The sequence below is a fragment of the Burkholderia savannae genome (assembly GCF_001524445.2).
GTDB lineage: Bacteria > Pseudomonadota > Gammaproteobacteria > Burkholderiales > Burkholderiaceae > Burkholderia > Burkholderia savannae.
The window spans coordinates 833,795-852,818 of record NZ_CP013418.1 but is presented as its reverse complement, the minus strand read 5'-3'; the positions used below and the strand labels follow the sequence as shown (position 1 = coordinate 852,818).

17 protein-coding genes are annotated in these 19,024 nt (G+C 70.2%); 13 read left to right on the top strand and 4 right to left on the bottom strand.

Translation table 11 applies throughout. The annotated features are described in order from the left end of the window. Positions 1–146 precede the first annotated feature (146 nt). Positions 147–1,232, bottom strand: a complete 1,086-nt coding sequence (locus WS78_RS24685; RefSeq protein ID WP_038746828.1) for a calcium:proton antiporter — start codon at positions 1,230–1,232, stop codon at positions 147–149. Positions 1,233–1,502: 270 nt separating this feature from the next. On the opposite strand from WS78_RS24685, the gene paaK reads away from it, so the two are divergent. Continuing rightward, positions 1,503–2,840 (top strand): phenylacetate--CoA ligase PaaK, encoded by a 1,338-nt coding sequence (gene paaK / locus WS78_RS24680; RefSeq protein WP_038746825.1) that lies wholly within the window; start codon positions 1,503–1,505, stop codon positions 2,838–2,840. A gap of 319 nt (positions 2,841–3,159) precedes the next feature. Then, on the top strand, positions 3,160–3,831 hold the full coding sequence (locus tag WS78_RS24675; protein ID WP_038746822.1) for a MarC family protein: 672 nt from the start codon (positions 3,160–3,162) through the stop codon (positions 3,829–3,831). Between the two features lie 192 nt (positions 3,832–4,023). Here the strand turns inward: WS78_RS24675 and WS78_RS24670 are convergent, their stop codons facing one another. Continuing rightward, positions 4,024–4,932, bottom strand: coding sequence for a CPBP family glutamic-type intramembrane protease (locus WS78_RS24670; protein ID WP_317135635.1), 909 nt, complete (start codon positions 4,930–4,932; stop codon positions 4,024–4,026). Positions 4,933–5,333: 401 nt separating this feature from the next. Between WS78_RS24670 and WS78_RS24665 the strand changes: the two genes are divergently transcribed. Next, positions 5,334–5,558, top strand: a complete 225-nt coding sequence (locus WS78_RS24665) for a GDCCVxC domain-containing (seleno)protein (protein ID WP_038746973.1) — start codon at positions 5,334–5,336, stop codon at positions 5,556–5,558. 179 nt (positions 5,559–5,737) lie between these two features. Here WS78_RS24665 and WS78_RS24660 read toward each other — a convergent pair whose 3' ends face one another. Next, the gene (locus WS78_RS24660; RefSeq protein WP_038746816.1) at positions 5,738–6,442 is read right to left on the bottom strand and encodes a fumarylacetoacetate hydrolase family protein; all 705 of its coding nucleotides are present in this window, start codon (positions 6,440–6,442) and stop codon (positions 5,738–5,740) included. A gap of 160 nt (positions 6,443–6,602) precedes the next feature. Further along, entirely contained in the window at positions 6,603–7,532 is a 930-nt protein-coding gene (locus tag WS78_RS24655) for a helix-turn-helix transcriptional regulator (RefSeq protein ID WP_059582366.1), read from the bottom strand. A 443-nt stretch (positions 7,533–7,975) separates the two neighbouring features. Here WS78_RS24655 and WS78_RS37260 point away from each other — a divergent pair, with 443 nt between their 5' ends. The 10 genes from WS78_RS37260 to WS78_RS24600 all read left to right on the top strand — a co-directional run bounded on the left by WS78_RS37260 (position 7,976) and on the right by WS78_RS24600 (position 18,988). After that, positions 7,976–8,122, top strand: coding sequence for a hypothetical protein (locus WS78_RS37260; RefSeq protein ID WP_060820438.1), 147 nt, complete (start codon positions 7,976–7,978; stop codon positions 8,120–8,122). A gap of 15 nt (positions 8,123–8,137) precedes the next feature. Beyond that, positions 8,138–8,659, top strand: a complete 522-nt coding sequence (locus WS78_RS24645; protein ID WP_059582359.1) for a sigma-70 family RNA polymerase sigma factor — start codon at positions 8,138–8,140, stop codon at positions 8,657–8,659. After that, on the top strand, positions 8,656–9,480 hold the full coding sequence (locus tag WS78_RS24640) for an anti-sigma factor family protein (protein ID WP_059582355.1): 825 nt from the start codon (positions 8,656–8,658) through the stop codon (positions 9,478–9,480). Before WS78_RS24645 ends, WS78_RS24640 begins: the two co-directional genes overlap by 4 nt. A gap of 41 nt (positions 9,481–9,521) precedes the next feature. Next, a complete protein-coding gene (locus tag WS78_RS24635) occupies positions 9,522–10,496 on the top strand; it encodes a YceI family protein (RefSeq protein WP_059582350.1) in 975 nt (324 codons plus the stop codon). A 37-nt stretch (positions 10,497–10,533) separates the two neighbouring features. Beyond that, the gene (locus tag WS78_RS24630) at positions 10,534–10,893 is read left to right on the top strand and encodes a COG4315 family predicted lipoprotein (RefSeq protein WP_059582346.1); all 360 of its coding nucleotides are present in this window, start codon (positions 10,534–10,536) and stop codon (positions 10,891–10,893) included. A 1,410-nt stretch (positions 10,894–12,303) separates the two neighbouring features. After that, entirely contained in the window at positions 12,304–12,798 is a 495-nt protein-coding gene (locus tag WS78_RS24625; protein ID WP_156432303.1) for a hypothetical protein, read from the top strand. 918 nt (positions 12,799–13,716) lie between these two features. Next, the gene (locus WS78_RS24615; RefSeq protein ID WP_038746793.1) at positions 13,717–14,226 is read left to right on the top strand and encodes a sigma-70 family RNA polymerase sigma factor; all 510 of its coding nucleotides are present in this window, start codon (positions 13,717–13,719) and stop codon (positions 14,224–14,226) included. Then, a complete protein-coding gene (locus tag WS78_RS24610; protein ID WP_038746790.1) occupies positions 14,223–15,227 on the top strand; it encodes a FecR domain-containing protein in 1,005 nt (334 codons plus the stop codon). The genes WS78_RS24615 and WS78_RS24610 overlap by 4 nt, the downstream gene beginning before the upstream one ends. A gap of 66 nt (positions 15,228–15,293) precedes the next feature. Further along, positions 15,294–18,029, top strand: coding sequence for a TonB-dependent siderophore receptor (locus WS78_RS24605; RefSeq protein WP_059582340.1), 2,736 nt, complete (start codon positions 15,294–15,296; stop codon positions 18,027–18,029). Between the two features lie 89 nt (positions 18,030–18,118). Further along, positions 18,119–18,988 (top strand): hypothetical protein, encoded by an 870-nt coding sequence (locus WS78_RS24600; RefSeq protein ID WP_059582560.1) that lies wholly within the window; start codon positions 18,119–18,121, stop codon positions 18,986–18,988. Positions 18,989–19,024: the final 36 nt, after the last annotated feature.

Here is a 19,024-nt window from a genome sequence, read left to right as displayed (position 1 = left end):
GCCGCTCTATCCGCCGCCGATTCTTTCCGGCAACACGAACCGCGGCGCGTAAGGGCGCGCGACACGCGATGTAAATCCAAGCTTGCCCGCCGCCATCCGGGATCGGCGCGAAGCTTCCCGCGGAACGCCCGAGCCGGCGACGCGTGTCAGTGCGTGACCGACAGGAACAGATAGGCGGCGAACAGCGACAGGTGCACGACGCCGTGCAGGACGGTCGTGCGCCCCATGCTCAGCGTCAGCGTGCTGACGAGCAGCGTGAGCGACAGCAGCACCGTCTCCATGCCGCCGATGCCGAGCGTGAGCGGGTCGCCCGTCCAGATGAACACGGCGGCGACGGTCGGAATCGTCAGGCCGATGCTCGCGAGCGCGGAGCCGAGCGCGAGGTTCATGCTCGTCTGCAGCCGGTTCGCGCGCGCCGCGCCGACCGCGGCGAGCCCTTCCGGCAGCAGCACCAGCGCGGCGATCACGATGCCGACCGCCGCTTCGGGCGCGCCGAGCCTGAACACGGTGCGCTCGACCGCGGGTGACAGGAGCTTCGCGAGCAGCACGACCGAGACGAGGCTCACGAACAGGAACACGATGCTCATGAGCGCGGTGCGGCCGCTCGGCGGCACCGCATGGATGGATTCGTCGGCACTGCCGTCGATCAGGAAGTAGTCGCGGTGGCGCACCGTCTGCACGAACACGAACATGCCGTACAGCACCAGCGACGACACGCCGGCGAACGCGAGCTGCGACGTCGACAGCCGCGGGCCGGGCGCGGCGCTCAGGTAGTTCGGCATCACGAGCGAGAGCACCGACAGCGACGCGAGCACCGCGAGCGCCTTGGTCGCGCCGCGGCCCTGGAAATCCTGCTCGCCGTGCTTCCAGCCGCCGACGAGCAGGCACAGCCCGACGATCCCGTTGCAGACGATCATCACCGCGGCGAACACCGTGTCGCGCGCGAGGCCCGATTTCTCGGGGCCGCTCGACAACATCACGGACACGATCAGCGCGACCTCGATCACGGTGACGGCGATCGCGAGCACGAGCGTGCCGAACGGCTCGCCGACGCGGTGCGCGACGACTTCGGCGTGGTGAACGGCGGAGAACACGGCGCCCGCGAGCGCGGCGGCGACGAATGCGATCGCGAAGCCTTCGGCCGGCACGACGCGCGACAGCGCGAGCACCAGCCAGGCGGCGAGCGGGGCGATGAGCGTCCAGCGCGGGAGGGCGGGCGAAGAGATCGGCATGGCGGGTCCTTGGTCGTGGCGGGGCGCGAGCAGGGATTCTAACAGGCGGTCCGGCACCGAAATCCGGCGTGCGGGCCGTGCGGCGCTTCGGCGAGCGGCCGGCGGACAGGCAAAAGAAGCGCCGCCGTCATGCCGCCGATGCTTGCGCGGACGGTAAAAGTGCCTTGCGGAACGGCCCGCGAATACTTCTTTATTGTCGACCGACTGGTCGGTTTATAATTCGCGCTCGACAACGCAGAACGACATCACTCCATTGGAGGAGCGACCCCAATGACTCGACCGTCCCACCCGGCCGGCGCACTCGAGCCGATCGAGACCGCGAGCCGCGACGAGCTGCAGGCGCTGCAGCTGTCGCGGCTCAAGTGGTCGTTGCGCCACGCGTACGACAACGTCGGGCACTATCGCCGCAGCTTCGACGCGGCGGGCGTGCATCCGGACGACCTGACGACGCTCGCCGATCTCGCGAAATTTCCATTCTCGACGAAGGCAGACTTGCGCGACAACTATCCGTTCGGCCTGTTCGCCGTGCCGCGCGAGCAGGTGGTGCGCGTGCACGCGTCGAGCGGCACGACGGGCAAGCCGACGGTTGTCGGCTACACCGCGCGCGACATCGACATGTGGGCGAACGTGACCGCGCGCTCGATCCGCGCGGCGGGCGGCCGGCCCGGCGACACGCTGCACAATGCGTTCGGCTACGGGCTCTTCACGGGCGGGCTCGGCATTCATTACGGCGCGGAGCGGCTCGGCTGCATGGTCGTGCCGATGTCGGGCGGGCAGACGGAGAAGCAGGTGCAGCTCATTCGCGATTTCGAGCCGCGAATCATCCTCGTCACGCCGTCGTACATGCTGAACCTGCTCGACGAAATGGCGCGGCAGGGGATGGACCCCGCCAAGTCGTCGCTGGCGATCGGCGTGTTCGGCGCGGAGCCGTGGACGCAGGCGCTGCGCGACGAGGTCGAGGCGCGCGCGGGCATCGACGCGCTCGACATCTACGGGCTGTCCGAGGTGATCGGGCCGGGCGTCGCGTGCGAGTGCATCGACACGAAGGACGGGCCGACCGTCTGGGAAGACCACTTCTATCCGGAGATCGTCGATCCGGCGACGGGCGAGGTGTTGCCCGACGGCAGCGAGGGCGAGCTCGTGTTCACGTCGCTCACGAAGGAAGCGCTGCCCGTGATCCGCTACCGGACGCGCGACCTGACCGCGCTCCTGCCGCCGACCGCGCGCGCGATGCGCCGGCTCGCGCGGATCACGGGCCGCTCGGACGACATGCTGATCATCCGCGGCGTCAACGTGTTTCCGAGCCAGATCGAGGAGCTCGTCGTCGCGCTGCCGCAACTGTCCGGCCGCTACCAGCTGACCGTCTCGCGCGACGGGCACATGGACCGGCTCGACGTCGCGGTCGAGCTGCGCGCCGACGCGCTGGCGGGCGCGTCGGAGGGCGCGCGCGGCGACGCCCGGGCGGCGCTCGCGCACGAGCTGCGGCACCGGATCAAGACGATGGTCGGCGTGTCGGCGGGCGTCGCGGTGCTGCCGGCGGGCGGGATTTCGACGACCGCGACGGGCAAGGCGAGGCGCGTGATCGACACGCGCGGGAAGGCGGCGTGAGTGGCGCGTGACGGCAACGGGTGACGTCGGCACGCAAAGTCGACGCGTAAAGTCGACTCATAAAGGCGGCGTGCAAGGGTGATGCACGAAGCCGACACGCAAAGGGGATGCGTAAAGGCGACGCGCAAAGGGTAAAGTCGACACGCAAAGGCAACACGCAACACGCAACACGCAACGGCGGCGGGAATGCCGAGGCCGTCGGTGCGGCTCGGCCGCCGTGCGTGCCGTCGGCCGCGGCTCGGCGCGGCGAGCATGCTCTACAATGGCGCGGCCGCGCGAGCGGCGCCCCATAACCCTTCTTCGTTCTTCCCGCTTCCCGATGATCGTCGACCGCCTGATCTCCGAAATCCTGTTCGGCTTCACCGGCCTCATGGGCATCATCAATCCGTTCGGCATCGCGTTCCTGTTCCTCGAGCGCACCGAGTCGCTGACCGAGGCGCAGCGCGCGGCGCTCGCGCGCAAGGTGGCGATCAACGCGTTCATGGTGCTGCTCGCCGCGTTCTTCGTCGGCACGCCGATCCTGCATTTCTTCGGAATCTCGCTCGAGGCGCTGCGCATCGGCGGCGGCCTTGCCGTGGCGGTGGCCGGCTGGCAGATGCTCAACGAGCCCGACGTGCCGAGCGGAGGCGATTCTGCGGCGAAGCCCGTCGAGCCGCGCAACGCGATGGCGCGCGCGTTCTTCCCGCTGACGATTCCGCTGACGACGGGCCCCGGCTCGATCGCGACCGCGATCGCGCTGAACGCGAACCGCACGCACAAGCTGTCGGAGTTCCTGCTGTCGAGCATCGTGTCGGTCGCGGTGTCGGCGCTCGCGGCGCTCGTGATCTGGCTCACGTACAGCCGCGCCGCGTTCCTCGCGCGCTACCTCGGCACCGAAGGGACGAAGGTCGCGATGCGCGTGTCGGCGTTCCTGCTGCTGTGCGTCGGCGTGCAGATCATGCTGACGGGATTTTCGGAATTCTTGCAGCCGATCGCCGACCAGATGAAGTGACGGCATCGATCAATGCGGCGCGCGGCCGGCGCGGCCGCGCGGGAAACGGCGTGACGGCCGGTCGGCGCGCGTACGAAAGGCCGTGACGGGCAGCCAGACTCGGCCGCGCATCAAGGCGCGTTGCGCGGCCGGTGCGAGCGCGCGTGCGACTCACGCAACGCGCGGCCGGTTCGGCCGCGCTTGGGACGGCGCTTAGCGCGCGGCCGCGAGCATCGGATACGTGAACAGGCCGAAATGCGCGAGATTGAGCCCGACGTGCGCGAGCACCGCGGCTTGCAGTCCGCCCAAGCGATACGCGATTCCGTAGCCGATGCCCGCGACGGTCGCGAGCGCGACCCACTGCCAGCCGCCCGCGGCGTGCGCGGCGCCGAACAGCAGCGCGGCCGCGACGAGCGCGACCGCGCCCGACGCCGGTACGCGATTCGCGAGAAGGCGGCTCAGCCCGCCTTGCAGATAGCCGCGGAACAGCGCCTCTTCGGCGAAGCAGACGAGCAGCAGATTGTTCGCGAACCAGAGCCATGCCGATTCGGGCCACTTCGGCGCCCAGCCGACGAGGCCGACGCCGAGCGCGAACACGAGGCAGACCGCCGACGTCGCGATCGCCGCGACGATGCCGGTGCGCCATGCGCGCGCGCGATCGTCGATCGGCTGCAGCCACGGCAGCGCCCACAGCAGCCAGAAGCCGACGAGCGGCTTGTCGAGATTCAGGTACATCGAGAACGGCACGGCGTCGGGCGTGTAGCGCACGGGGCCGATCACGCGCGGGTTGTGAAAGCCCGGCAGCCAGTGAAGCATCAGCGCGATCGCGAGCACGACGAAGACGGCGTGTCCCGCGACGCGAACGGCCGCGTGGCGCCGCGGCGCGGCCGCGTATGCGGCGGCTGCGAGGAGCGCGATCGGAGCGAGCGCGACGGGCGCCATCAGGCCGGTCGCGAACGCGCCCGCATAGCCGAGCGCGCCGAAACCGAGGCTTGCCGCGCGCAGCTTAGGAAACCAGACGGCCGCGAGCGCGGCGATAAAGAGTGCGGCCCACGGAGCCGCGAGCCAGAAGGTGTTGCCAGACATGAATAGAACCACGAATGATCTGATGAAAGGCCGCACATCATAACGCGATTGGAATCGCGGGCCGCCCGCGCGGCTTCGTTCGACGCGCCGTTTGTCCGAGCAACTGCCGTCGACGCCGCGCGCGGGCGACCGGCGACGGCGCCGCGACGCTGATTTGAGGCGCATCGAGATCACGGCTGCCGAGGCGACCGTATCGCCGCGCGGCGCGGCGCGAGTGCGACGGCGGACGCCGAGTGTGCGCGGGCCGTCTCCGTTGCCGCTGCCGTTGCCGCCGCTGGCGTCGGCGAGAGCCTCGCGACACGGCGTGTTGCGATTGCGTGGTGGCTCGCGGCGGCGGCGATATTCTGGATGCGATGCGATGCGATGCGATGCAGCGCGGTGCGGTGCGGTGTGGCGCGGTTCGCGCGCGCGCCGCGCCGCGTATCGAGGAGGGAGCGATGAACGAGATTGTGCGGGAATCCGTGCTGACCTGCCCGCACTGCGGCTTCGCGCGGCGCGAGACGATGCCCGAGGACGTCTGCCTGTTCTATTACGCATGCGGCGCGTGCGGCGCGCTGCTGCGTCCGAAGCCGGGCGACTGCTGCGTGTTCTGCTCGTACGGCTCGGTGCGTTGCCCGTCGATGCAAAGACGATCGCAAGCCGAGGGGCCGGATCGGGCGTGACGTCGGGCGGCGCGGACACTGACGTCAGCGCCGCCGCCGCGGTCCGGCTCGACCCTGCGCGCGACGTTGCCCGAATGCCGGCGCGGACGACGCGCTGCACGACACGGCGCACGCGAAGGCGAGCGCCGCGCGTGCGGGCAGTGTCTGCGTGCGTGCGCGCCGCGCGAGCGCGGAATCGCTCACGCCGCGGGCTTTTCCCCGACGACGAACTCGAACGACGCGACGCCGTCGACGCCGCCCGTCACGCGGTCGCCCGGCTGCAGCGCGGCGACGCCCGCCGGCGTGCCGGTGAAGATCAGGTCGCCCGCGCGCAGCTCGACCGCGCGCGACGCGTACGCGATGACGTCCGGAATCGGCCAGATCATGTCGGCGAGATCGCCCTGCTGGCGCGTTTCGCCGTTGACCGCGAGCCAGATCCGTCCGCGCAGCGGATGGCCGATCGACGCGACCGGAAGGAGCGCCGTCAACGGGCCCGATGCGTCGAAGCCCTTCGCCCAGTCCCACGGGCGGCCGGCTTTCTTCGCCTGCGCCTGCAGATCGCGCCGCGTCAGGTCGACGCCGACGCCGTAGCCCCACACGTGATCGAGCGCCGCGTCGGCGGCGATCGCGCGGCCGCCGCGGCCGATCGCGATCACGAGCTCGATCTCGTGGTGCAGGTCGGACGTGAGCGTCGGATACGGCACCGTGCCGCTCGCGGGCACGATCGCATCGGCCGGCTTCGTGAAGAAGAACGGCGGCTCGCGGTTCGGATCGGCGCCCATCTCGCGCGCATGGTCCGCATAGTTGCGGCCGACGCAGAACACGCGGCGCACCGGAAAGCGCGCGGCGGAGCCGGCGACTTCGACGGACGGAGCGGCGGGCGGCGCGAAAACGTAATCGGTCATCTTCTGGTCTCGGAAAAGGGTTCGGAAAGCGAAAGCGCTAGCAGCGGCCTTCGCGGGCGGGACGTCCGCTCGTGCGTCGCGGCGGGCGTCGTCGACCCGTCGACGATACCAATGCGGCGCGCACGCCGATGCGACGGATGTGTCGCGTTCATGGACAAAACTACGACGCGCGCGGTTTCGCGGCCCTCCGCGCCACGCTTTTCGCCGCGCCGGCCGCGCCAGCCGCGCCGTTCGCTTCGCGGTACTCCTTCGGCGACACCCCGACGCACGCGCGAAACCGCCGCGAGAAATAGCCTTCGTCGCGAAACCCGACCGCGTGCGCGATGTCGGCGATCCGCCGCGTCGTGTGCGCGAGCAGCGACTGCGCGAGCGCGATCCGCCGCTCGGTGACGAGATCGGTGAACGTGCTGCCCGTTTCCTTGCGGATCAGGTGCGCGAGGTAGTTCGGCGACAGGAACGCCGCGCGGGCGGTGCCCGCGAGCGTCAGCTCGTCGTTCGTCAGGTTCGCGCGCACGTGGCGCAGCACGCGCGCGAACGCGTCGCGGCGGCCCGCGCGGTGCGCGCCGCTTAGCGCGAGTTTCGTGAGCGGGCCCGCGTACTGCGTGCAGACGAGCCCGATCAGTTGCAGCAGATAGCCGCGCAGCAGCGGCACCGAGCCGAACGTGCGCGCGCGGTCGGCCTCGAGCATGCGCTGCGCGAGGCGGCGCGCGTCGTCGAACGCCGCGCCCGTCAGGATGAAGTCGAGGTGCTCCTGGAAGCGGAACGGCGCGAGCTCGGGCGCGCGCTGCGCGGATACGTCTTCGAGATCGAGCGGGTCGACGTCGAGATCGGCGCGCAGGAACGTCTGCGAAAAATTGATCACGACGAAGTGCGCGCCCGGCGGATGCGCAATCAGGTGCTCGCGGTACGGCAGCACGAACGCGAGCGCACCGCGCGGGAACGCCCGCGTGAGCCCGCCGATCTGCTGCTCGGTGTCGCCGCCGAGGTTGAACTGGATCTGGAAGTAAGCATGCCGGTGCGGCTCGGTGATCGCCTGGCGCGTGGCCTCGTCGCGGATGTAGAAGTCGAGGCGGTCGCTGCGCTCGGGCATCGCGTACGTGCGCGGCTTGGCTGGGGTGGGCGGCATGGGCGGTCGGGGCTGTCGTGATGCGGATGGTGCGGTCGGCCGCGCGCGGCGGCGCGGCGGGCAATCGTCGAATTGTCGCAAAAAAGGGCCGCGGGGGGAGCGGCATGGGCCGGCCGCGTGTTTGGGCGCGCGGCGGCGGGCGCGCTCGCAGCTTGCTTGCATCGGCGTCGCGTCGGCGCGGGATGACGCGCAGGAACGCCCGCCATCCGATCCCGAAACGGTTCCACCGCGTTTTCCAGCACGTGCAACGCCCGCGAAGCCGCGTATCGTTGTGAGTGGTTGTGAGTGCGTCCCGCAAACAACGGAATAAAACAAGCGCGGTGATCGTTCTCGTACACATGGGGCGCCGTCCGCCGCGGCGTGCGCGCGACGCCCGGACCCGACTGGCGCGCCGCCCGGAGGCGGAAATGAAATCGACGCGGATACTTTCGGTCGTATGCGCGCTGCTCGCGCTGATGCTGTCCGCGGGCTGCGCGTCGTCGGACGACATGTCGCCGTCCGGCCATGCGGCGCCGGCGAGCGGCTACGGCCGAGGCAGTGGCGGCGGCTATTGAACGACGGCGCCGCGCGTGAGCTTCGAAACGGACGTCGTCGGCTGGCTGCCGCAACTGCGGCGCTATGCGCGCGCGCTGACGGGCGACCCCGCATGGGCCGACGACCTGGTGCAGGACACCGCCGAGCGAGCGCTCGAGCGGATGCGCGCGTTTCGCCCCGACAGCAACCTGCGCGCGTGGCTGCTGACGATCCTGCGCCATTTGTACATCGACCAGTTGCGCGCGCGCCGCGAATTCGCCGTCGACGACGACGAGGGCCCGTGGCGCACGCTCGAGGCGCCGGCGGGCCAGGTGGACGCGCTCGTGCTGCGCGACGTGCAGCGGATGCTGTACCGGCTGCCGCTCGAGCAGCGCGAGGTGCTGCTGCTCGTCTGCGTCGAGGAGCTGAGCTATCAGGAGGCGTCGGCGGTGCTCGGCTTGCCGGTCGGCACGGTGATGTCGCGGCTCTCGCGCGCACGCGAGCGCATGCGCGCGCTGCTGACCGACGCGCCGCTTCGACGGCCGGTGTCTTTCACAACGATGGGACATCATCGATGAGCGACGATTTCGATTCCACCGTCGCGCCGGATTCCGACGAGCCGGGGCTCTTCTCGCTGTCGGCGTTCGTCGATGGCGAGCTGCACGAGGCGGAGCGCCGCGCGGTTGCCGAACGGCTCGTGGGCGATTCGCGTGCGGCCGGCGTCGTGTCGCACTATCGCGCGCAGCGTGCGGCGCTGCGCGCGCTATTCGCCGATCCCGTCGCGCAGACGAGCGGCCCGTGCATCGTGCTGCGCGTGCGCACGCCGTGGTGGCGGCGCGCCGCGCTCGCGGGCGGCGCGCTGGCGGCGGGCGTCGCGCTCGGCTGGCTGGGCGGCGCGTTCGCGCCCGAGCTCGCGCCGCAGTTCGCATTACCGTTCGCCGCGCCCGCGGCCGCGCAGACTGCGTTCGCGCGCCAGGCGAATCTCGCCTACGCGGTCTACGCGCCCGAAGCGCGGCACCCGGTCGAAATCGCGGCCGGCCGCGACGGCGCGCTCGGCGCATGGCTGTCGGCGCGCGTGGGCCGGCGGATCGCCGCGCCGTCGCTCGACGAATACGGCTTCGCGCTGCTCGGCGGCCGGCTGCTGCCCGGCACGGCCGGCCCCGCCGCGCAGTTCATGTACGAAAGCCCCGCGGGCGGGCGGCTCGCGCTCTACGTCAGCGCGTCCGCGCAGCGCGAGACGGCGGTCCGGCTGCTGCGCGACGGCGAGCGGCGCACGTTCTACTGGGTCAGCGACCGCACCGCGTATGCGCTCTCGGGCCAGATCGCCGAGGACCGGCTGCGCGCGATCGCGGTCGACGTCTGCGGCGAGCTCGGCGGCCATCCGGAGCAATGGCGGTAGGCGCGAACCGGGGCCGGCGTCGATGCCGGGAAGAGTCGATCATGGGTGCCGCCGGTTCATGCGCGAAAGTCGTCGCGATGCTCGTGTGCACGGTGATCACGGCGCTCACGGCGAGTGCGGCGCTCACGGCGAGTGCGGCGAGTGCGGCGAGTGCGGCGGGCACGCCCGCGAACGCGGTTGCGACCGCGACCGTGGCCTCGGCCGATTCGGCAGCCGCCGAGCCGGCCGGCGCGCTCGACGCGTCGCGGCGCGCGGTGCCGCGCTACCGGCTCGAACCGCAACGCTCCGGGCTCACGTTTCGCGTCGACAACTTCTGGCACGCGCACCTGACGATGCGTTTCACGCGAATGCGCGCGGAACTGATCGGCGGCGACGACGATCTCGTCGCGAGCCGCGTCGACGTGACGGTCGATGCGGCGAGCCTCGGCGCGAACGTGCCGTTCGTCGCCGCGCTCGTGAAGGGCTCGGCGATGCTCGACGTCGCCCGCTATCCGGAGATCCGCTTCGTCGGCACGCGTTTCGAGCGCACGGGCGCGACGACGGGCCTTTTGTCCGGCGAGCTGACGATCCGCGCGACGACGCGGCCGATCACGCTCGCCGTCCGGTTCGCGGCCGAACCGCGGAGCGGAGATTGGCGCGGCGGCGAGCGCGGCGACGTGCGGCACGCGGGGCGGCGCGAAGCCGCTTCGCCGGGCACGAACAGGCGCGACGCCGGCGCGCGCGAAGCCGATTCGCCCGACGCGAACGTGCGCGACGCCGATTCCCGCAGCGCCGTTCATGGCGGCGCGAATCCGTACGGCGGCGAGCGGCCCGACCCGGTTGCGCGCGGCGCCGGCGCCGATCCGCGCGACAGGTTTTCGCGCGACGCGCCGGGCGCTGCGCGCACGCTCGCGTTCGTCGCCGACGGCCACTTCAGCCGGTCCGCATTCGGGCTGTCGCGCTGGCTGCCCGCCGTCGGCGACGACGTGCGGATGCGGATCGACGCCGAATTCGTCAGCGAGCGCGCGAATCCGTAGCCGGCGCGCCCGTTTTTTTCGTTGGAGGAGAGTCATCATGATGAAGATTTTGCTGATCGCGATCGCATGCGCGGTGCCCGCCTTGGCGCTCGCGGAGCCGCCGAAGGCGGCGAACGGGATGGTCGTCGACGACGACGGCATGACGCTCTACACGTTCGACCGGGACACGATGCCCGGCAAGAGCGCGTGCACGGGCGGCTGCGCGGCGAACTGGCCGGCCGCGCTCGCCGACGCGTACGACAAGCCGGGCGGCGACCTAGGCCTCATCGCCGCGGCGGGCGGCAAGCTCCAGTGGACATACAAGGGGCATCCGCTGTATCGCTTCTCGGGCGACAGGAAGCCGGGGCAGCACAACGGCGACGGCTTCGGCGGCATGTGGCACGCCGCGAGGCCGTGACGGGCGAGGGCGGGTGAGGGCGGGTGAGGGCGGGCCGCGACGGATGAGCGCCGATCGGGTGCGTCGGCGTCGGCCGTTCGCGCATGCGTGCGGCCGACGCGTTCGAAATCGCCGCCAACCCCGCCAACCCACCGGGAATGGCCGATCGTGTCGGTTGCGGCGGCCGGGAACGATCGTGAAGGCGGTATCGGCCAGGCCCCGGCCATGATGCGCGCGATGCGCGCCGGTGTTGCTTCGCGTGTGCGGCCGACGCGCTCGCTCGATCGCGCGACGCGAACCGGTGGCGCGCACAGGGCGGCCTCGCTTGCGTCACGAGCGCGATGCCCGCAAGTGTGCCCACGGGAGGCGTGTTCGGCCGACGATCGGGTTGCCGCGTCGAAGCGATTCTTGCGCGAGCGGTCGGACCCGAAAACGATCTAGACCGAGGGCGGCGCGCGTTCTGTGCGGATGGCCATCGGCGCCGCGAGCGCCTGCAGCCGGACACGGCGCACGGCAAGCGGCCGGGAGGGAGCGATGAGCGACGCAGGTTGGATGTCCGTTCATGGAGCTCGATTCGCCGCTCGCATAATCTCCTATATTCCCGTGTTACCCGTTTATCGACTAGCTGCTTAATGAATCAATTTCCGTGAGACGGCGCGCGAAATCGGATTGATAAAGTAGTTGAAAACCATGATGCCGATTCTCTTGCAATTCAGTTTTTGCTGCTTATTCTTCGTAGGCATGAGCTGTTTTTCAGACGAGAAGAAACGATCGGCTCGCCTTATCCGTGCGGCGCTTACCGGGGGATTTCGCACGCTGAATAATGACTGACGCAACGCGTGTCAATTCACGAAATTTGATGAGGGCAAGCCGCGTATGTCGATGCGCCGGGGAACGCCTGGTCCGGCCAATTTAGAGGTGTAGCCGGTTCGGCGCCATGGGCGGGAATCCAATTTTTCCATTCGTACAGACTCCGCCGAATTCGATATGGGCGCGTCCGCGGCGCGATTCGCATCGCGAGTCGAAGCGCCGGTTCGCCGGCGCTTTGCGGCTTGCTTGACGCCGGCGAACCGGACAGCGCCGAGCGGTTTCTCATCGCTCGCGCTCCAGACGTTCGGCCGTCCGTTTCCGCCGCGTGTATTTCAAACGGAACCGGGCTGAATGGTTTTTTCGTGCGATAGCTTCATTGCGCCGCCGCGGATTCGAGATGGGCAGCACTACTCGTTAAAAGGCTATTCCGGCGGACATCTCTGTCTGCTTCGGTGACGGGGATTTCCATCGCAAGGATTCAGTTTGATCGATTTACTCGCACTCAATGATTCGGTTTTCCCGTCATGTCGATCGGCTGATCGCCTATCGGGCCGGGCGTCAGTCCTCCTGAAAAAAATCGGCCCCGCAACTCCAGCGGCAATTCATTTGCGGAGGTGAGCGATGAGTACTCCATGGCTTCCACCCTATTTGGGCTCGTGGGACGATCTGGTCAAGGCGCTGCTTCATAATCCGTCCCTCGGCGGCGGGCATCCGCACCATTTGCGCGCGCACCTCGCCGCGCGAGCGTCGGAGCCGCCGCCGACCCCGTGGTTTGCCGCCGACCCCGAACCGAATCCCTGGTCGCCCGCAACGTCCTTTCTCATCTCGGCGATCGGTCTGAACCAGGTCGCGCGCCAAATGCCGGAAGGGCAGCCTCGCCGCGATCTGTCCAGAAGCGTCGACGTCGCCATCGCCGATTTCATCGACGATTGGTGCGGCACGCGGCCTCCCGGCCACCCCTGGCCGTGGCCGGGACCGAACCCGCTGACGGCGACCCTGGTGTCGGAGCTTGGCGTCGCCGCGCAATCGTTCGACGGCGCGATGCGGGAGGAGGTGCTTCAAGTCGCCGGGCGGATCGTTCAGAAGTCGTTTGCGCCCGAAGCAGCCGGCCAGTGACGATGCGACAAAGCGGCCTTCGCGGCTGCTTTGTCGATCGCAAGTGTTTCGGCGCGCGCTCCGAAGGGAAAATGGCGCGGGCGTCGTCGCGCTCGCGTCTCGACCGCCGTTCATCGATCTCGGATCGTCGGAGCGACGGGCTTGTCCTGCGCGATCGCATCGCCGTGCCCGACGATCATCCGCGCGAGCGTCATTGCGTCGACGAATCCGCAAGCCGGGCCGTGGCCGCGCTCGGCGCGAGCCGCTCGCGCGCGGCGAAATGAAAACGGATTCCGGCGTTGCGACGGTGCGTTCGCCGAGTGAGGGGCTGCCGGCCGCCTGAAGCCGGCGATCGCACGGGTCGAACCAGAACCACGGCGGCTGCTCGAGACGCGCCGGGCGCCCGCCCGCACGCCGACGATCGCCATGACGCGCTCGCTCGTCACGTGTTCACGCTTCAACCGGAATGCGGCCTGCGTCGATCCGCGGCGGATGGGGGCGCGGCTGATCGCGCATCGGCGCGCCGAGCGGGCGCGGTAGCCGTCGCGAACGTCGATGCGAGGCTGCGTCGGGCATTCGATCGCATGGCTCATCGCGGGGCCGTCGGCGGGGGGCACGCGCTCGCGCGTGCGGCGCCCGTCGCTCGTACGCGTTGGCGTCGGCCCCGTAAATCGCCTGCCTGATGCGACGAGCGAGGCGGCCGTATCGGCGCGACGCGCATCGGGATCGGCCGGCCATCGCGACGAATCAAGCGACGAATCAAGCGACGAATCAAGCGACGAATCAAGGATCACGAATGCCCGCCGCCGCCGCCGGAAAGTGGCGGCGGCCCCACAGATCGCGCGGCCATGCTAACTGTCCGATTACAAGCTTGTATATAATAATCATTCTCATTTACAAAACCGCATCCCGGCGCGACGGTCCGGGGGGATCACGTCCATGCCGGCCAACACTCTGCCTTTGCAGCGAGAGATCGCTGCGCTCTACACGGGCCATCGCGGCTGGCTGCACGGCTGGCTGACGAAGAAGCTCGGCTGCGGCGATCGCGCGGCCGATCTCGTTCACGACACGTTCATCCGCCTCCTCGCGCGCGACGAGCCAATCGACGCGGCCGAGCCGCGCGCGTTCCTGACGACGGTCGCGCAGCGCGTGCTGTACAACCACTGGCGGCGCGAGCGGCTCGAGCGCGCGTATCTCGATGCGCTCGCGCAGTTGCCGCAGGAGGTCGCGCCGTCGCCGGAGACGCGCGCGATCCTGTTCGAGACGCTCGTCGAGATCGAGCGGATGCTCGACGGGCTGCCCGCCGCGGTCAGGCGCGCGTTCCTGCTCGCGCAGCTCGACGGGATGACGCATGCGCAGATCGCGGCCGAGCTGCGCGTGTCGCTCGCGACCGTCAAGCGCTACCTCGTGAAGGCGGGCGCGCAGTGCTATTTCGCGATCGCCGCATGAGCGGGGCGCAGCGCTCGTGCGGCTCGCCCGCGGTGCCCGCGCCCGTCGCGCGCCGCGCGGTGCAATGGTGGGTCGAGCTCGGCTCCGGGCATGCGACCGACGCAACGCGCGCGCGCCTGGCGCGCTGGCGCGCGGAAGATCCGGCGCACGACGCCGCGTGGCGCCACATCGAATCCGTCAACGGACGGCTCGGCCGCGTCGCAGACGCGCTGAGCGCGCAGGCCGCCCGGGCCGCGCTGTTGCCGCCGCGCTCGCGCGAGCGGCGCGCGGCGGTCAAGGCGCTCGCGGTGCTGCTGTTCGCGGGCGGCGCCGCATGGATGGCCGATGTCGACGCGCCGTGGCGCGCGTGGGGCGCCGACGTGCGCACGGCGATCGGCGAGCGGCGCACGATCACGCTCGCGGACGGCACGACAGTCGTCCTGAACACCGCCAGCGCGATCGACGTCCGCTTCGACGACGCAACCCGCCGCGTGCGCCTGTTGCGTGGCGAGATCATGGTGACGAGCGGCGACGACGCGGCGCGCGCCGTCGCCCGTCCGCTCGTGATCGCGACCGCGCACGGCGACGTGCGGCCGGTCGGCACGCGCTTTTCGGTGCGCGAGCGCGGCGACGCGACGCGCGTCGACGTGTTCGAGGGCGCGGTGCGGATCGCGCCGCTGCGCGCGGCGGGCGACGCGCCATGGGTCACGGCCGGGCACGGCGCGGATTTCACGCGCGACGCGCTCGCCGGGCCGCCGCGCGCGATCGGCGGCGGCGCGGGCGCGTGGGCCGACGGGATTCTCGTCGCGTCGAACCTGCGCCTCGCCGATCTGCTCGCCGAGATCGACCGCTACCGCGCGGGCCGCGTGCGCTGCGACGCGGCGGTCGCGAACCTGCGCGTGTCGGGCACGTATCCGCTCGACGATACCGACCGCATCCTCGACACGTTGCGCGAGACGCTGCCCGTCGACGTCGAATACGTGACCCGCTACTGGGTGACGGTCGTCGCGGCGCGCGAATGAGCGCTTGCGAGCGCTTCGGACAAAAAAATCTCGCCGGGCCTGAGCCGTTTTCGATGTTCGCGTGACATGGGAAGTGAAGGCTGCATTCCACCCATCGTCAACGAGTCATCGATCATGGATTCATTCTGCAATCGCCAATATCGCCAATATCGCCAATATCGCCAATATCGCCAATATCGCCAATATCGCCAATATCGCCAGGCGCGCGGCGGCGCGTTTGCCGCCCCGGCGCTCGTGCCGGCCGAACCGGCTGAACCCGCTGAACCCGCTGAACCGGCGGCGCACGCCGCGCGTCCGTCTCGTGCGCATGGCCGCGCGCATGCGGCGCAGCGAAGCGAGCAGCGGCGGAGCGAGGCGCCCGCGCCGCAGTTCGCGCCCCGTCGCATCGTCAAGAGCGTCGCCGCCGCCGCGCTGTTCGCGGCGTTCGCCGCGCCCGCCGCATCGAAGGCCGCCGAGCCGGCCGCCGCGATGCGCGCGTACGACATCCCGGCCGGCCCGCTCGACGCCGCGCTGACCCGCTTCGGCCGCGAGGCGGGCATTCTGTTGTCGTTCCCCGGCGAGCTGGCGGCCGGCTTGCAAAGCCCCGGCCTGCACGGCCGCGCCGACACGGCGGCGGCGCTCGACCGGCTGCTGACGGGCACGGGCCTTGTGGCCGTGACGCAGCCGAGCGGCGGCTATACGCTCGTCAAGCTGTCCGCCGCGCCGGCCGCGCCGGGCGCGGGCGCCGCGCTCGCGGCCGACACGACGCTGCCCACCGTCTCGGTGCGCGCGAGCGGCCTGCACGCGGACAGCTACCGGCCGCCGCGCGAGGCCGCGGGCCTGCGCAGCGACGCGCCGCTCGCCGAGGTGCCGCAGGCCGTCAACATCGTGCCGCAGCAGGTGCTGCGCGACCAGCGCCCGCGCAACCTCGACGACGCGCTCGCGAACGTGAGCGGCATCACGCAGGGCAACACGCTCGGCAGCACGCAGGACACGGTCATGAAGCGCGGCTTCGGCGACAACCGCGACGGCTCGGTGATGCGCAACGGAATGCCGATCGTGCAGGGGCGCTCGCTGAACGCGACGACGGACAGCGTCGAAGTGCTGAAGGGGCCGGCGTCGCTGCTGTACGGGATCATGGACCCGGGCGGCGTGATCAACGTCGTCACGAAGCAGCCGCAGCTCGCGCGCTACAACGCGATCTCGGTGCTCGGCTCGACCTACGGGCACGGCAGGAACGGCGGCGAAGTCACGTTCGACTCGACGGGCGCGATCGGCGATTCGCGGCTCGCGTACCGCCTGATCGTCGATCAGACGAACGAACAGTACTGGCGCAACTACGGCGAGCATCGCGAGACGCTCGTCGCGCCGTCGCTCGCGTGGTACGGCCGCGATACGCAGGTGGTGCTGTCGTACGAGTACCGGCGCTTCCTGATGCCGTTCGACCGGGGCACCGCGCTCGATCCGCGCACCGGCGAGCCGCTCGCGATTCCCGCGCGGCGGCGCCTCGACGAGCCGTTCAACGACATGCGCGGCGAATCGAATCTTGCGCAACTAACGGTCGACCATCGGCTCGCGCCCGACTGGAAGGTGCACCTCGGCTACAGCTACAACCGCGAGACCTACGATGCGAACCAGATTCGCATCACGGCGATCGATCCGCTCAAGGGCACGCTCACGCGCAGCAACGACGCGACGCACGGCTCGCGCAGCACCGACAGCTACGGGATCGCGTACGTCGACGGCCGCGTCACGCTCGCCGGGATGCGGCACGACGTGCAGTTCGGCGTCGACAGCGAATACCGGCGGGTCTATCGCGCGGACATGCTGCGCCAGTCGATCAAGACGCCGTTCAGCTATCTGAATCCGACGTACGGGCTGATTCCGCCGTCGACGACCGTCTCGGCGTCCGACAGCGATCAGAGCGACACGCTGCACACCGCGTCGCTGTTCTTTCAGGACAGCGTTCACCTGACCGACAAGTGGATTCTCGTCGGCGGCGCGCGCTTCGTGCGCTACAGCCAGATCGCGGGACGCGGCCGGCCGTTCCGGGTCAACACGAACCTGAGCGGCACGAAGTGGCTGCCGCGCGCGGGCATCGTCTACAAATGGAACGACGCGCTGTCGCTGTACGGCAGCTACACGCAGTCGCTCAAGCCGACCTCGAAGATCGCGCCGATGACGGGCGGCTACGTGATCGACGGCTCGACCGCGCCCGAGGAGGGCGCGTCGTGGGAGCTCGGCGCGAAGCTCGACATGCCGAGCGGCCTGACGGGCACGCTCGCGTTCTTCAACATCGACAAGAAGAACGTGCTCGTGTCGCAGTACAACGACGCGACGAGCCAGACCGACTGGCGCACGTCCGGCCGCGCGCGCTCGCGCGGGATCGAGCTCGACGTGTCGGGGCGGATCGGCGAGCGCTGGAACGTGATCGCGAGCTATGCGTACATCGACGCGAAGACGACCGAAGACCCGCTCTACGCGGGCAACCGGCTGTGGAACGTCGCGCGGCACACGGCCTCGCTCGCGGCCGTCTACGACGTGGGCACGGTGTTCGGCGGCGACGATCTGCGGATCGGCGCGGCGGGGCGCTACGTCGGCGCGCGGCCGGGCGATTCGGCGAACAGCTTCACGCTGCCCGCGTACGCGACCGCCGATGCGTTCGCGACCTACGACACGCGGATCGGCAAGCAGAAGCTGCAGTTCCAGCTCAACGTGAAGAATCTGTTCAACCGGACTTACTACCCGTCGAGCGTGAACCGCTACTTCGTGTCGATCGGCGACGCGCGGCAGGTGTCGCTGCTGACGACGCTGCAGTTCTGAGCGGCGGCGTTTTCCATCGCGGATTTTTTGAATCGATGAAGCGCGCTTCGTGCCGTGCGGCGCACGGCGCGGGCGCGCGGGAGAAACCGATGAAGCAACGATTCGATCGTGTGGCGCAGGCGCGCCGCCGCGTGCTGCGCGGCCTCGGCGGCGCAGTGCTCGCATATGGCCTTGCGGGCGCGGCGACGCCTGTCGTCGCGCAGCCGGCCATGCAACCGGCCATGCAGTTGACCGCGCAACCGGCCACGCAGTTGGTCACGCAGTCAGCCGCGGCCGCGGCGACGCCCGCGTCCGCCGGGCAGCCGCAGCGCGCGCCCGGCGGCTCGCCGAAGCCCGCTGCCGGCAAGCGCGTCGCGATGCTCGTCCAGCTCGGCGGGCCCAATCTGAAGACGGACGAGCGGGCGAAGGCGCATCTGGAATCGCGCGGCTACGCGGTGCGATTCGTCGACGAAGCGCAGCCCGTCGACGCCGCGGCCGACGCCGATCTCGTGATCGTGTCGTCGAGCGTGTCGAGCAAGCGCGTCGCGTGCGGCTGGCGCACGCTCGCGAAGCCGCTGCTGACGTGGGAGAACGATCTGCTCGACGATTTCGCGATGACGGGCAAGCGCCACGACGTCGATTTCGGCGAGACGGGCAAGGCGCGCTATCTGTGGCTCGTGAATGCGCCGCATCCGATCGCGGCGGGGCTGCCCGCGGGCACGACGAACGTCTACGGCCGGCAGGCGTCGATGAGCTGGGGCAAGCCCGGGCTCGGCGCGAGCATCGTCGCGACCGTCTACGGCGAGCCGGACAAGGCGGCGATCTTCGCCTACGAGAAAGGCGCGACGATGGATTACGAATCGCTCGCGCCCGCGCGGCGCGTGATGTTCTTCCTGAACAACGACACGTTCGGCAATCTGTCGCCGGAGGGCGTCGCGCTGTTCGACGCGGCGATCGACTGGGCGGCGGGCTTGCGCTGAGCGGCGGCTCTGGAGGCGGAGCGCGGCAGCCGACGA